14 protein-coding genes and 1 riboswitch are annotated in these 13,172 nt (G+C 67.9%); of the genes, 6 read left to right on the plus strand and 8 right to left on the minus strand.

All coding sequences use genetic code 11. The features are described from left to right. Positions 1–56: 56 nt before the first annotated feature. The 3 genes from ACL03I_RS24140 to ACL03I_RS24150 all read right to left on the minus strand — a co-directional run bounded on the left by ACL03I_RS24140 (position 57) and on the right by ACL03I_RS24150 (position 2,763). The gene (locus ACL03I_RS24140; protein WP_364437800.1) at positions 57–932 is read right to left on the minus strand and encodes a MaoC/PaaZ C-terminal domain-containing protein; all 876 of its coding nucleotides are present in this window, start codon (positions 930–932) and stop codon (positions 57–59) included. A 144-nt stretch (positions 933–1,076) separates the two neighbouring features. After that, the gene (locus tag ACL03I_RS24145; protein ID WP_355079032.1) at positions 1,077–1,514 is read right to left on the minus strand and encodes a type II toxin-antitoxin system Rv0910 family toxin; all 438 of its coding nucleotides are present in this window, start codon (positions 1,512–1,514) and stop codon (positions 1,077–1,079) included. Positions 1,515–1,545: 31 nt separating this feature from the next. Next, the gene (locus ACL03I_RS24150) at positions 1,546–2,763 is read right to left on the minus strand and encodes a lipid-transfer protein (RefSeq protein ID WP_412807013.1); all 1,218 of its coding nucleotides are present in this window, start codon (positions 2,761–2,763) and stop codon (positions 1,546–1,548) included. A 355-nt stretch (positions 2,764–3,118) separates the two neighbouring features. Here ACL03I_RS24150 and ACL03I_RS24155 point away from each other — a divergent pair, with 355 nt between their 5' ends. Continuing rightward, positions 3,119–3,796 (plus strand): TetR/AcrR family transcriptional regulator, encoded by a 678-nt coding sequence (locus tag ACL03I_RS24155; RefSeq protein WP_412807033.1) that lies wholly within the window; start codon positions 3,119–3,121, stop codon positions 3,794–3,796. Here ACL03I_RS24155 and ACL03I_RS24160 read toward each other — a convergent pair. Next, positions 3,770–4,978, minus strand: coding sequence for an MFS transporter (locus ACL03I_RS24160; RefSeq protein ID WP_412807034.1), 1,209 nt, complete (start codon positions 4,976–4,978; stop codon positions 3,770–3,772). The genes ACL03I_RS24155 and ACL03I_RS24160 overlap by 27 nt on opposite strands. A gap of 307 nt (positions 4,979–5,285) precedes the next feature. Between ACL03I_RS24160 and ACL03I_RS24165 the strand changes: the two genes are divergently transcribed. After that, positions 5,286–5,414, plus strand: a complete 129-nt coding sequence (locus ACL03I_RS24165) for a hypothetical protein (RefSeq protein WP_355079026.1) — start codon at positions 5,286–5,288, stop codon at positions 5,412–5,414. Between the two features lie 173 nt (positions 5,415–5,587). Here the strand turns inward: ACL03I_RS24165 and ACL03I_RS24170 are convergent, their stop codons facing one another. Both ACL03I_RS24170 and ACL03I_RS24175 read right to left on the minus strand, forming a co-directional pair. Then, a complete protein-coding gene (locus tag ACL03I_RS24170) occupies positions 5,588–6,805 on the minus strand; it encodes an NADP-dependent isocitrate dehydrogenase (protein ID WP_355079025.1) in 1,218 nt (405 codons plus the stop codon). A gap of 355 nt (positions 6,806–7,160) precedes the next feature. Continuing rightward, complete coding sequence (locus ACL03I_RS24175) at positions 7,161–8,705, minus strand: MFS transporter (RefSeq protein WP_452492313.1); 1,545 nt, start codon at positions 8,703–8,705, stop codon at positions 7,161–7,163. Positions 8,706–8,786: 81 nt separating this feature from the next. Here ACL03I_RS24175 and ACL03I_RS24180 point away from each other — a divergent pair, with 81 nt between their 5' ends. Next, positions 8,787–9,500 carry a TetR family transcriptional regulator gene (locus ACL03I_RS24180; RefSeq protein WP_355079021.1) on the plus strand — a complete coding sequence of 238 codons (714 nt, stop codon included), beginning with the start codon at positions 8,787–8,789 and terminating at the stop codon, positions 9,498–9,500. 52 nt (positions 9,501–9,552) lie between these two features. Continuing rightward, positions 9,553–9,663, plus strand: a riboswitch (SAM riboswitch). A gap of 217 nt (positions 9,664–9,880) precedes the next feature. Beyond that, a complete protein-coding gene (gene metX, locus ACL03I_RS24185; protein ID WP_397277174.1) occupies positions 9,881–11,038 on the plus strand; it encodes a homoserine O-acetyltransferase MetX in 1,158 nt (385 codons plus the stop codon). 63 nt (positions 11,039–11,101) lie between these two features. Here the strand turns inward: metX and ACL03I_RS24190 are convergent, their stop codons facing one another. After that, positions 11,102–11,479: a winged helix-turn-helix transcriptional regulator gene (locus ACL03I_RS24190; RefSeq protein ID WP_355079017.1), complete on the minus strand. Its 378-nt coding sequence runs from the start codon at positions 11,477–11,479 to the stop codon at positions 11,102–11,104. A gap of 69 nt (positions 11,480–11,548) precedes the next feature. On the opposite strand from ACL03I_RS24190, the gene ACL03I_RS24195 reads away from it, so the two are divergent. After that, the gene (locus ACL03I_RS24195) at positions 11,549–12,196 is read left to right on the plus strand and encodes a nitroreductase family protein (protein WP_412807014.1); all 648 of its coding nucleotides are present in this window, start codon (positions 11,549–11,551) and stop codon (positions 12,194–12,196) included. 38 nt (positions 12,197–12,234) lie between these two features. Here ACL03I_RS24195 and ACL03I_RS24200 read toward each other — a convergent pair whose 3' ends face one another. Further along, positions 12,235–12,480 carry a DUF3017 domain-containing protein gene (locus ACL03I_RS24200; RefSeq protein ID WP_355079114.1) on the minus strand — a complete coding sequence of 82 codons (246 nt, stop codon included), beginning with the start codon at positions 12,478–12,480 and terminating at the stop codon, positions 12,235–12,237. 217 nt (positions 12,481–12,697) lie between these two features. Between ACL03I_RS24200 and ACL03I_RS24205 the strand changes: the two genes are divergently transcribed. Further along, complete coding sequence (locus ACL03I_RS24205) at positions 12,698–13,162, plus strand: tRNA (cytidine(34)-2'-O)-methyltransferase (RefSeq protein ID WP_355079013.1); 465 nt, start codon at positions 12,698–12,700, stop codon at positions 13,160–13,162. The last annotated feature ends 10 nt before the right edge of the window (positions 13,163–13,172 follow it).

Consider the following 13,172-nt stretch of genomic DNA (forward strand, 5'->3'; position numbering starts at 1 on the left):
GTGCCGAATCCGGCGAAGGGGAAAGGGCGCGGCGGACACCGTGCCGCCGCGCGATGTCAGTCGGCGATCTCGGCCAGTCCGTCGCTGAGCACGACATCGTCGCCGCGCACGGTCTCGAAGGCGTAGCGGGTGACGCCGTCTGCGGAGCCCGCCTTCCAGATGCGGGTCTCCAGGTCGTCGCCGGGAAAGACCAGCTTGGCGAAGCGCACCGCGAAGCGCCTGAGCCGGTGCACATCCGACTCCGCGACTTCGGTCAGCACCGCCCAGGACGCGAACGCCATGGTGCACAGCCCGTGCGCGATGATGCCGGGCAGTCCGGCGTCCTTGGCGACCTGCTCGTCCAGGTGCAGCGGCACGGGATCGCCGGACGCCGGTGCGTAGCGGAAGGTTTGGTCGTGGTCCACGTGCTGCGCCACGACGGCGACCGGGTCCTGCTCGCGCAGCCGTTCGTCGAACTTGTGCGCCGGAGCGGCCGCGCCGACCGTCTTGCCCGCATCGATGTTGCGGAAGAAAGCGGTGAGGTATTGGTCGTTGACCGGCTCTCCCGCCTCGGTACGGCATTCGATGCGAATGGTGATGGTCGTGCCGTTGGGGCGGCTGGCGTAGCCGATCGCCTTGGCGCGCGACACCAGCCGGTCGCCGGGGCGGATCGCGCGGTGGAAGTGGAAGTCCTGCTCCCCGTGCACGACCCGGCCGAAGATGTCCATCGGCGCGACGTCGATGACGGGCATCATCATGGCCTCGAAGACCGGGACGATGGCGAAGACCGGTCCGGCCACCGTACCGGCCAGGTGCGCGGCGATCGGATCGTTCGTCGCGGCGGCGTACTCCGCGACCCGCTCGGCGGTGACCGCGAACCGGTCCTCGTCGGACCACGTCTCCAAGCCGCTGTCGTCGAACTCGACTGTGCGGGCGCTCGTTTCGGCGCTCATGCCGCATCCTTTCCGGCACGAGCCTGGCCATACGTGGTCACGCTCCGCTGCCGCCTCCGGGCCTGACCGCTCATGCTGTTTCCTTTCCGGCACGAGCGGGGCCCTGCGTGGTCACGCTCCGCTGCCGCCTCCGGGCCTGACCGCTCATGCCGCCGAGGCCAACGTGTCGAGTTGGTCGAGCGAACGGTCGAGCTGTTTGATGCCGTCCTTCTCCACCGCTTTGCCGAGCGCGCCCTTGATCAACGCGCCCTCGAAGTCACCCGACACGAGGATGGTGCTGCCCTCGCCGTTGGGCCGGATGTCGAAGGTGAACTCGGTCCGCACGCCGGCCATGCCGGTGCCGCCGAGTGTCAGCTTGTTCGGCGCGTCCACCGAGACGATGGTCCATTCCAGTTTGTTCGCCATGCCGAGCATCACGATCTTGGCGACCAGCTTGGCGCCCGCGCTGAGCACGGCGGGCGGCTCCTCCATGAAGCGTTCGTGGATGGTGAACCACTTGTCCCAGGTCTGCGGGTCGGAGACGACCGCCCACAGGGCTTCGGGGGCGGCGTTGACGTCCTTGGTGGCTTCGATATGTCCCATGTGTCGCACTCCTCGTCGAGTTGGTCGGCGTTCAGCGGTCGGCGCGCTGGTAGGCGGTGACGACGGCCGCGCCGCCGAGGCCGATGTTGTGTTGCAGAGCGGCGGTGACGCCGTCCACCTGCCGCTTGTCCGCCGCTCCGCGCAGCTGCCAGGTCAACTCGGAGCACTGCGCGAGACCGGTCGCGCCGAGCGGATGCCCTTTCGAGATCAACCCGCCGGAGGGATTGACCACCCATTTGCCTCCGTAGGTGGTCTTGCCGTCGTCGATCAGCTGCCCCGCCTCGCCCTCGCCGCACAGGCCGAGCGCCTCGTAGAGCAGCAGTTCGTTGGCCGAGAAGCAGTCGTGCAGCTCGATGACCTGGAAGTCCTCCGGGCCCAGCCCGGACTGCTGATAGACCTTCCTCGCGGCATGCACGTTCATGTCGTAGCCGATCAGGTTCTTGGCGGTGTCGTCGAAAGTCGAGGCGAAGTCGGTGGTCATCGCCTGGCCGACGATCTCCACCGCTTGCCCGGCGAGATCGTGGGCGTCGACGAAGTCCTCGCTCGCGAGGATCACCGCGCCGGACCCGTCGGAAGTCGGCGAGCACTGCAGTTTGGTCAGCGGGTCGTAGATCATCCGCGAGGCGAGGATGTCTTCGAGGGTGTATTCGTCCTGGAACTGCGAATACGGGTTGTTCACCGAGTGCTTGTGGTTCTTGTGGCCGATCTTGGCGAAGTGCTCGGCGGTGGTGCCGTACTGCTTCATGTGCTCGCGCCCGGCCGCGCCGAACATCCACGGCGCCACGGGGAACAGCACCTCGGAGATCTCGGCCAGCGCCATGATGTGCTTGGCCATCGGCTGCTCGCGATCGTCCCAGGTGGACCCCAGCGAACCGGGTTGCATCTTCTCGAAGCCCAGCGCCAGCGTGCATTCGGCCAGGCCGCCCCGGATCGCCTGGGCCGCGAGATACAGCGCCGTCGAACCGGTGGAGCAGTTGTTGTTCACGTTGACCACCGGGATGCCGGTCATGCCGAGTTCGTAGACGGCACGCTGGCCCGAGGTGGATTCGCCGTACACATAGCCGACGTAGGCCTGTTCCACCAGGTCGTAGCTGATGCCCGCGTCCGCGAGCGCCTTGGTGCCCGATTCCCTGGCCATGTCCGGGTAGTCCCAGGCGCGAGTAGTGCCGTCGGCTTCCTCGACCAGGCGGCGGCCCGGCTTCTCGAACTTCGTCATGCCGACACCGACGACGTAGACCTTGTTCGCCATCGAACTCCTCAGATTGTGCGTACGCCGCGAGCGGCCGAACGAGCGAAAACAAACATACAAGGTTGTATGTAAGTGAGCAAGAGGTCCGCGCGGAAGCGCGACCACGACCCCAGTAACCAGCCGATTGCATTTCGCTTGCTACATACAGTGAGACATGCATGTTTTCATCAGCACCGCCTCCGAAGGCGCGCTCGGCCGCAGTCGGATGCCGTCCGCCCCGGCAGCCTCGATATCGCCCATTTCCCCGCCGAAACGGCGGAACATACAGCACTGTATGTAAGTGTAGGATCGGGCGGTGGCCAGGAGCGTAGTCGTGAAGCAGCAGCGCCGGACGCAGGAACAACGCAGCACCGAGATGCGCACCCGGCTGCTGGACGCGACGGTGGACTGCCTGGTCGAGTACGGATACTCGGGCACCACGACGCCGCGGGTGGCCGAGCGCGCCGGGGTGACCCGTGGGGCGCAGGTCCATCACTTCGGCTCGAAGACCGATCTGGTGGTGGCCGCGATCAGCCACCTGGCGCAACTGCGCGCCGAGACCGCCATGCGGGAGATGTCGCGGGTCGAAACCGGCGACGATCCGGTGGCCGCGGCGCTGGAGTTCCTGTGGGACCTGCACCAGGGTCCGCTGTTCATCGCGACCGTCGAACTGTGGGTGGCGGGGCGGACCGATCCGGTGCTGGCCGCGGCGATGGAGAAGGTCGAGCCGTTCGTCAACAACGCCGTCTTGCTGGCGGTCGCCCGCTTCGTGCCGGACGACGTGCGCCGCAAGGAAGCGCGCGACTTCATCTACACGGCCATGGACGCGCTGCGCGGAATCCTGATCTCGAATTTCATCGACCCGGACGACGAGCGCGCCCGCCGCCGGTGGCGACGCGCCTCGGCGCACCTGCACGACATCGCGGGCAGCGCCCTGGCCGCCCGCCCCGCCGGACAGTCCGCACCCGACCCGGCGAGTCCCAATCCCGACAAGCCGCCGACAACCTCGGGGCCCGCTTCGACATCGCTACCGCGTCGCCCGCTGCGGGCGTGATCTCCGCGCGGTCCAAGCGGTCACTGTGAACAACGCGACGCCGATCGCCGCGAGGGCCGCCCCGGCCACGGCCGGAGCGGTGTAACCGAGACCCGCGGCGATGACCAGGCCGCCGAGCCAGGAGCCCGCGGCGTTGGCGATGTTCAAGGCGGCGTGGTTGAGGGCGGCGGCGAGGGTCTGGGCGTCGGCCGCGAAGTCCATCAGACGGGTTTGCAGTGCCGGCGCCAAGGCAGCTCCGGACGCGCCGACCAGCAACGCGCCGAAGGCCGCGGTGTACGGGTTGTGCGCGGCGGCGACGAAGCCACCGAGGATGACGGTCATCGCGACCATCGACACCAGGATGGCGCGGTCCACGCCGCGATCGGCGAGCACGCCGCCGACGATGTTCCCGATCACCATGCCCACGCCGAACAGCATCAACACCAAGGGAACCGCGCCGGCCCGCAGACCCGCCACGTCGATGAGTGTTGTCGCGATGTAGGTGTAGACGGCGAACATGCCGCCGAACCCGACGGCGCCGACCAGCAGCGTCAGCAGTACCTGCGGGCGACGCAGCGCGCCGAGTTCGGTCATCGGGTTGGTCACCGTGATGCCGGTGAGTTCCGGCACGAAGCACAGCAGCGCCGCCACGGTGGTCACTCCGATGAGCGCGACGACCACGAACGCATCGCGCCAGCCGAGATGCTGGCCGAGCCAAGTAGCGGCGGGAACGCCGACAACATTGGCGGCGCTCAATCCCAGCATAACCGCGGCAACCGCCTTCGCCCGCTGCCCTACCGGGGCGAGAGTGGCGGCGGCCAACGAGGCGACACCGAAGTAGGCACCGTGTGGCAAACCTGAGACGAATCGCGCGAGAACCAGCGTCTCGAACGAGGGCGCCAGGACGGTCGCCGCATTTCCCAGGGTGAACGCCACGATGAGCGCGACGAGCAGGCGCTTGCGCGGCATCCGCGCGCACAGCGCCGCGATCAGTGGCGCGCCGATCACCACACCGAGCGCGTAGGCCGATACCGCGTGCCCCGCGGCCGGCTCGGAGACCCGCATCGCCGACGCGATGTCCGGCAGCAAACCCATGGTGACGAATTCGGTGGTCCCGATCCCGAATCCGCCGAGGGCCAGGGCGAGCATCGCGGGCACGTGCCAATCGGTTCGTCCGGGCGGCGCGGAGGTGCTGGTGGTCAGGGCGCTGGTCACGTGTTCATGTAACCGGCCTCGGCCTGCGATCGCTTCCCCAGCGAACGTGAGTTCGCCCACGTGCCGCCGACGAACTACGCAGGTGAACAGGAGAATTCGCCCAATACGGACGGGCGACCGTAGTCGGCCCGCCACCTTCGAGCATCGTCGCGGTGCCAGCTATCGGCTCGGGCCATGCCCGCGCCGGAAGATCGCCGCGCCCCGGCGATGCGCATCCGCCGATACTGCTGTACAGCGGCTCCCCCGCCGCGCAGGCCGAGCACGCGACATCCGCACGGCCAGCCGCAAGCAAGGCGTGGCGACCGATCTGCTCGATCCCCTGCTGCGACTGTTCGAAACGGAGGTCGAACGCGGCAACGGGGCGGCCGATTTCACCCGCGCTTTCGCGGGCCTGCTCGATCCCGCCGGAGTCGGCGCGAGCTGACAAGCGGCGACATCGCGAGGCATGCGCGACGGGCCGACGCCCCCAGCGAATCGGTCGCGAAACAGTCCGGGCACCCGTTCCACCGGAGGTGGGGCGGGTGCCCGATGTTCAGCCCGGCGCTGGGTGACCACCCAGCGCCGGAGTCGGCCGAGCGACGCGGCTCGGCCCCGGGATCAGCGCAGCGCGCGAGCCAGGTTGGCGTCCAGCGCGCCGAGGAACTCCTCGGTGCTCAGATAGCCCTGGTCACCGCCGACGAGCAGCGCGAGGTCCTTGGTCATCTGGCCGCCCTCGACGGTCTTGATGACGACGTCCTCCAAGGTCTGCGCGAAGCCGATGACCTCGGGGGTGTTGTCCAGCTTGCCGCGATGCTCGAGCCCGCGGGTCCAGGCGAAGATGGACGCGATCGGGTTGGTCGAGGTCGGCTTGCCCTGCTGGTGCTGGCGGTAGTGCCGGGTGACGGTGCCGTGGGCGGCCTCGGCCTCACAGGTGCGGCCGTCCGGAGTCAGCAGCACCGAGGTCATCAGGCCGAGCGAGCCGAAGCCCTGCGCCACCGTGTCGGACTGCACGTCGCCGTCGTAGTTCTTGCACGCCCAGACGTAGCCGCCCTCCCACTTCATCGAGGAGGCGACCATGTCGTCGATCAGCCGGTGCTCGTAGGTCAGGCCCGCGGCGTCGAACTGGCTCTTGAACTCGGCGTCGAAGATGTCCTGGAACGTGTCCTTGAACATGCCGTCGTAGGCCTTGAGGATGGTGTTCTTCGTCGACATGTACACCGGATAGTTCTGCTGCAGGCCGTAGTTGAACGACGCCCGCGCGAAGTCCTCGATGGACTTGCGGAAGTTGTACATGCCCAGGACAACACCGCCCTCCTCGGGCATCTTCACGACCTCGTGCACGATCGGCTCGCTGCCGTCGTCCGGGGTGAAGGTCACGGTGACGGTACCGCCCTGGAACACCTTGAAGTCGGTGGCGCGGTACTGATCGCCGAAGGCGTGACGGCCGATGATGATCGGCTTGGTCCAGCCCGGCACCAGCCGCGGAACGTTCGAGATGATGATCGGGGCCCGGAAGATGGTGCCACCCAGGATGTTGCGGATGGTGCCGTTGGGCGACCGCCACATCTTCTTGAGGCCGAATTCCTTGACTCGCGCCTCGTCCGGGGTGATAGTGGCGCACTTCACACCGACGCCGTGCTTCTTGATGGCTTCGGCGGCGTCGACGGTGACCTGATCATCGGTCTTGTCGCGGTATTCGATGCCGAGGTCGTAGTACTCGAGGTTCACGTCGAGATAGGGGTGGATCAGCTTGTCCTTGATGAACTGCCAGATGATCCGGGTCATCTCGTCGCCGTCGAGTTCTACGACGGTGCCTTCAACCTTGATCTTGGACATGGATCTTCGTGTCCTCCTAGGATGGTGCCCTCATTGCACGGCCAGGCGAACACGCTTGTGAGCGGACCCCAGCTGTTCCAACAGACAACGTATATGTCCCGCGTTGTCGGCGGGACATGTGGTGCAAACAAGACAAGCGTACTGCTGCCGAAGTCCTCACCGCACGGGCAGCCCCCGGAGTGAGCTGGACCACCTTTGCTACCGATTGGTAGGCAATGCCTTCCAGCGCCTCGGCGGGCACCCGCGCAACCGCCGTCGCCGCCATGATCCGCCTTCCGTTCCAGCACGGCAACCGCCTGGCACACGACGAGGCCCGCGCGGCGTCAGCACGCCGCGCGGACCTCGTTCCGGTGGATCAGACCGCGACCGGAAGCCGTGCCCCGTCCTCGGAACCTTCGATCAGGTTCTCCGGCCGGTCCCGGATCATCAGCGCGATGATCGGGACGGCCGCCAAGAAGAACCCGGCGCCGACGTAGAAGGCCACGTCGTAACTGTGGATCGCGGCCCGCGCGGCCAAGTTGTCGATGCCAGGGTTGTCATGCGCGAAGGTCTTGGCGACCTGCACCGAGATGGTGGTCAGCAGCGCCGTGCCGACCGCCCCGCCGACCTGCTGCGCCGCGTTCAGCAGCGCGGAAGCGACGCCGGAGTCCTCTTCCTCCACCTGATGCAGCGCGACCGTCTGCATGCCGACGAACAGCGGACCCATACCGAGCGCGATGAGCACCTGAGCGGGCAGCACACCGGCGAGGAAGCTGTCACCGAAGCTCAGTTGAGCCAGCAGCACCAGGCCGACGACGCCCAGCACGGCCCCGGCCAGCATCAGCGGACGCGGGCCGAGCTTCGGCAGCAGAGCGCTGGTGACACCCGCCGAGATCGCGATGCCCGCCGGGAAGGGCAGGAACGCGAAGCCCGCCTTCAGGGCGGAGTAGCCCAGCGTGATCTGGAAGTAGAAGCTCAGGAACAGGAACATCGCGAACATCGCGATCGGGATGAGCAGCGCGGCGAGGAACGCGCCGCCCCGGTTGATCTCACCCGGGATGTGCAACGGCAGCAGCGGGTTCGCCGAGCGCCGTTCGATCGCGACGAAGGCGACGAGCAAGGCCAGCCCGGCGACCAGCAGCGCCAGCGTGCTGCCCGCCAGCCAGCCGTCGTCGGCGGCACGACTGAAGCCGTACACGATGGAGATCAGACCGAGCGTCACGGTGACGGCTCCTGGCACGTCGTATCCCCCGCTGCGCGGCGCGGGCACGTCCTTCGCCACCCAGGCCAGCGCGCCGAGCAGCGCGATCAGCGCGATCGGCGTGTTGACCAGCAGGCACCAGCGCCAGGAGGCGTATTCGGTGAGCGCGCCACCGGCGATCAGCCCCAGCGCCGCACCACCCGCGGAGATGCCCGCGAACACACCGAACGCGGTGGCCCGCTCGCCGGGCTCGGTGAAGGTCACCGACAGCAGCGAGAGCGCGGCCGGAGCCAGCAGTGCGGCGAACGCGCCCTGCAACGCGCGTCCGGCGAACAGTTCCGCGCCGGTCTGCGCGAGACCGGCCAGCGCCGACGCACTCGCGAAGCCGATCAGGCCGACGATGAAGATCCGGCGTCGGCCGAGGTAGTCGGCCAGCCTGCCGCCGAGCAGCAGCAGGCCACCGAAGATCAGCGTGTAGGCGGTGAGCATCCATTGCCGGTTGCCGTCGCTGATGTCGAGATCCCGCTGCGCGAACGGCAGCGAGATCGTCACGATGGTGGCGTCCAGCACCACCATGAGCTGGGCTAACGCGATCACTCCCAGCGCGAGCCAACGCGCTGAACCGCTCGCCCGCTGCGGCGCGTGCACCGCTGTCGCGGTTTCGGTCACGGTCTTCTCCTCGTCCTCGATGTCCGGAGCAATCCTGTCATCGAGCGACATTTGTCGTCAAGCGCAAAATGTCGTGTTACGACATTTGACCGTTACGGACAGGAAAACGGCAGGTTGCGTTAACATGGGGGCATGCTCGAGTTATCGGCGCCGACGGGCGCGGGCGCAGCGGCCGACCGCGCCGCCGGCGGCCCGGCGACCCAGGGCCTGCGCGAACGCAAGAAGCAACAGACCAGGCTGCGGATCATCGCCGCGGCCCTGGATCTGTGCGACACACAGGGCTTCGACGCGACCACGATCGAGCAGATCGCCAACGCCGCGGACGTCTCGCCGCGCACGATCAACCGCTATTTCGACAGCAAAGAAGACATCGTCCTGGGGCCCGTGCAGGATTTCGGGCAGACCATCGCCGAGACGCTGCGCGAATTGCCCCGCACGGGCAACGAACTCGGGGCGCTGCGCCAGGCCTTCCTGCACGTGGTCGATGAAGCCGCCGCGGCGGGCGAGGCGGATCCGCTGTCGTTCCGGCAGTTCCAGAAGATGCAGCGGATTCTGCGCAGCAGCCCGTCGGTCAGCGCGCGCAGCATGGAGCACGCCGACGACAAGAACCACGCGATCGCCGCCGTGGTCGCCGAGCGCCTCGGCACCACGCCGGACGCGCGCCCGGTGCGGCTGATCGTCGGCACCTGGCAACTGATCGGCCACATCGGCATGGAGTGCTCCGACGATGTGTTCCTCGACGACGACCTGGCGGTCGCGGCCAGGGCAGGGCGGGCGGCGTTCACCGAGGCCTACGACGAGTTCGTGCGCACCTGCTGCGGGGCGCCGACCGCTGCGGACCAGTGAGTTCGACGGAGGATTTCGGGCGCTGACCGCCCGCCGGTTATGATGCCGGGCAGGTCATGAGTACCAGCGTCAAGCCCCGGCTCGCTGGTCGGCAACCCTCCAGCCGCGGTGGGGTGCTCCGGGTGATGACCTGGCTCCCGAGAGCCGGGAGCAAGCGCGTAACAGGAGGTCGCCGGCATGTGTTGTTGTTCGTTACCCACACACCGCTAACCCCTGCTGTACCGGCGAACACCTGCTTGGGAGCAAACCATGAGTGAATTCACCGCGCCCGGGGCCGAGCGAGGCCCGGCGCAGTCGGCCCCGCACAGCCGTGGTGCCGAGTTCGGGGTCGTGCGCTTCCTCCCGGATCCTCCGCCCGCCGGTTTCGCGGGGGCGGCGACATGACCGTGAACACCGAACCGATCGCGCGGACCTCCGGCATCGCCCTGCCGCCCCCGGATGGACAGCTCGGCACCATCGCCATCGGGGACGTGCGGCTGGAGAACGGCGCGGTCATCCCGGACGTCCACCTCGCGGTACAACGCTGGGGTGAGCTCTCCCCCGGCATGGACAACATCGTGCTGGTCGAACACGCGCTGACCGGCGACTCGCACGTCGTCGGCAAGCCCGACGGCGTGCACCCGCTGCCCGGCTGGTGGGACGGCATGGTCGGTCCCGGCGCGCCGCTGGACACCGACGAATGGTGTGTGCTCGCGACGAACGTGCTCGGCGGCTGCAAGGGCAGCACCGGGCCGTCCACTGCCGCTCCGGACGGAAAGCCGTGGGGCTCGCGTTTTCCCGAGATCTCCATCCGCGATCAGGTGACCGCCGAAGCCGCTCTGCTCGACCTGCTCGGTGTCGAGCGGCTCGCGGCCGTGGTCGGCGGGTCGATGGGCGGTATGCGGGTGCTCGAGTGGATGGTCGGCGCACCGGATCGGGTCGCCGCGGCGCTGGTGCTCGCGGTCGGAGCCCGCGCCACCGCCGATCAGATCGGCACCCAGACCACCCAGATCGCGGCGATCACGTCCGATCCGGACTGGCAGGGCGGCGACTATCACGGCACCGGCCGCGCCCCGACGACGGGGATGGCGCTGGCCCGGCGGATCGCGCACCTGACCTACCGCACCGAGTTCGAGCTGGATCACCGGTTCGAGAACAAGCCGCAGGGCGACGAGGACCCGTGGAACGGCGGACGCTACGCGGTGCAGAGCTACCTGGACCATCAGGCCGAAAAGCTCTGCAAGCGTTTCGATCCCGCCACCTATGTGCTGCTGACCGAGGCGATGAACCGCCACGACGTCGGCCGCGGCCGGGGCGGCATCGAGGCGGCGCTCTCGGCGACGCCGGTGCCGTGCGTGGTCGGCGGCGTCGACTCCGACCGGCTCTATCCGCTGCGGACCCAGCAGGAACTCGCCGATCTGCTGCCCGGATGCGACGGACTGGAGATCGTGCACTCCCGCGACGGGCACGACGGATTCCTCACCGAGGCGGCGGCGGTGTCCAAACTGCTGACCGAGACCATGCGCCTGGCCCGCGCCGGTGTGCGCCCCGAACGCTGACAAGGGTCCACTTCCCCTCGCGCCCGCACTGATCGGTACCTCGCGCCGTGATGCCGTCCACTCTCAGAGCGCTGCGGCTCGCCGCGCCGCTTCGATGCGGTTGATGTTGGTTTCGATCCACTCCCGCAGCGCCGCTATCGGCGTGCGCAGACTGTGCCCCAGCTCTGTCAGCGTGTAGTCGACTCGTGGCGGGATCGTGGGATGCACTGTGCGCGTGACGAAACCGTCGCTCTCCAGTTGCCGCAACGTCTGCGTCAGCATCTTCTGGGAGATGCCATCGATACGGTGGCGCAGATCGGTGTAGCGCATGGTGCCGTCGGCGAGCGCGTCGATGATCAGGACCGTCCATTTCCCCGCGATGTGGTCGAGGATCTCCCGCGTGGGGCACTTCGCGGAGTACACGTCGGCGGGTAGGCCGGAACCTTCTATATAAGTGGGCACCTATTAGAGTGTAGCGCACCAAATAGTGCCTTCTTCCCATTGGAGTGCGACTCTCCGATAGTTAGAAATATGGAGACAAAGACACTTTCGGTAGCCGATGCGATCCGTGGACGTCGCACGGTGCGGCACTATCGCCCCGACCCGGTGGCGCCCGAACTGATCGAAGAGTTGCTCGAGCTGACGATGCAAGCGCCGAGCGCATGGAATATGCAGGACCGGTCGATCGTGGTGGTGACCAGCGAATCCGGCCGCGCCGCGCTGTCGGAGGCGGCGTTCGGCCAGCCGCAGCCGAGGGAGGCGCCGGTGGTGCTGGTCTTCGTCGCCGACGCCGCCGCCTGGCGAGACCGCAACGCCGACATCGCCGAACTAGCCGGTCGCAACGGCGCGTGGAACGCCGAGTTCACCGCCATGTTCGACACACGCGCCGAATATTTGGCGCTGGAACAGCGCGGACTGCTGCGGGAGAACGCCGTCAAGAACGCGATGATCGCGGCCACCTACGCGATGCTCGCGGCGACCGGGCTCGGCTTGGCCTCGGCGCCGATGAACGGCTGGGACGCGGAGTCGGTGAAGCAAGCCATCGGTATCGGCGACCGGGCAGATCTCGCCATCGCGGTACTGGTCACCATCGGCTACAGCGACGCCGCCCCTCCGCACCCGGGGCGTCGTCCGCGCGAGCGGAGGGTCTTCGCCGAGCGATTCGCCGCTGCCCGCTGAGCACAAGGGCGACCCTGCCATCGCTGGGTCGCCCGCCCTCAGCCGACGCCGAGCGTGTTGATCGTGGCCGCGAGGAACAGGATGCTCGACCCCAGCAGCGTCAGCGCGCCGACGTCGAACGGCTTGCTGCGCACCGCCAGCAGCCCCACCCGGGTAGTCGGCAGGCACAGCCGGAATGCCGCCGCCAGCAGCGTCGCACCGCCGAAGAAGAACGTCCCGCGCCGCCAACGATCGGACGCCACGAACACCACCGCCACCACGATGACCAGCGTCACGACGACCATCGGCAGATGAGAACGCAAGAACTCCGCTCCCGAACCGCGGCGTCCGGCCCGGGCGATAGGCGTATCGGCATCGGTCACCTTCCCGATTCTTGCAGACCGGTCCGGTGGTCGACGAGTGGCGCATGGCTGCGGCGAATCGCGAGTACTCCCCGCGGCGGTGTGCCACTCGTGTGGGGTGCGGGCGGACGGCTCCGGTGACCTGGTTGACTGATGCGTCGTGTTCCATCTGATGTTCCATGAGCCGTGCATTCCGCCGAATACCGGCAACGCGATCCGGTTGGTCGCGGGGACCGGGTGTCATCTGCATCTGATCGAGCCGTTGGGATTCGATCTGTCGGAGCCGAAGTTGCGCAGGGCCGGGTTGGACTACCACGATCTGGCGTCGGTGACGGTGCACCCGAATCTGGCGGCGGCATGGGAGGTACTGCGCCCGGAGCGAGTTTTCGCGTTCACCACCCAGGGCACCACTCGGTTCACGGACGTGGCCTATCGCGAGAACGACGTGCTGCTGTTCGGCACCGAACCCACCGGCCTGCCCGCGGAGGTGCTGGCCGATCCGCGCATCACCGACCGGCTGCGCATCCCGATGCTGCCCGGCCGCCGCTCCATGAACCTTTCCAACGCGGCCGCGGTGACCGTCTACGAAGCATGGCGCCAACTCGGCTTCCCCGGCGGCATTTGAGCTGCGGCGG

This window comes from Nocardia sichangensis (genome assembly GCF_047200615.1).
Taxonomy (GTDB): Bacteria; Actinomycetota; Actinomycetes; order Mycobacteriales; family Mycobacteriaceae; genus Nocardia; species Nocardia sichangensis.

Excerpts from the sequence above, each read along its gene's own strand:
- ACL03I_RS24140 (WP_364437800.1), bottom strand. The coding sequence starts at position 932 with ATGAGCGCCGAAACGAGCGCCCGCACAGTCGAGTTCGACGACAGCGGC.
- ACL03I_RS24145 (WP_355079032.1), bottom strand. The coding sequence starts at position 1,514 with ATGGGACATATCGAAGCCACCAAGGACGTCAACGCCGCCCCCGAAGCC.
- ACL03I_RS24150 (WP_412807013.1), bottom strand. The coding sequence starts at position 2,763 with ATGGCGAACAAGGTCTACGTCGTCGGTGTCGGCATGACGAAGTTCGAG.
- ACL03I_RS24155 (WP_412807033.1), top strand. The coding sequence starts at position 3,119 with ATGCGCACCCGGCTGCTGGACGCGACGGTGGACTGCCTGGTCGAGTAC.
- ACL03I_RS24170 (WP_355079025.1), bottom strand. The coding sequence starts at position 6,805 with ATGTCCAAGATCAAGGTTGAAGGCACCGTCGTAGAACTCGACGGCGAC.
- ACL03I_RS24175 (WP_452492313.1), bottom strand. The coding sequence starts at position 8,705 with ATGTCGCTCGATGACAGGATTGCTCCGGACATCGAGGACGAGGAGAAG.
- ACL03I_RS24180 (WP_355079021.1), top strand. The coding sequence starts at position 8,787 with ATGCTCGAGTTATCGGCGCCGACGGGCGCGGGCGCAGCGGCCGACCGC.
- metX (WP_397277174.1), top strand. The coding sequence starts at position 9,881 with ATGACCGTGAACACCGAACCGATCGCGCGGACCTCCGGCATCGCCCTG.
- ACL03I_RS24195 (WP_412807014.1), top strand. The coding sequence starts at position 11,549 with ATGGAGACAAAGACACTTTCGGTAGCCGATGCGATCCGTGGACGTCGC.
- ACL03I_RS24200 (WP_355079114.1), bottom strand. The coding sequence starts at position 12,480 with ATGGTCGTCGTGACGCTGGTCATCGTGGTGGCGGTGGTGTTCGTGGCG.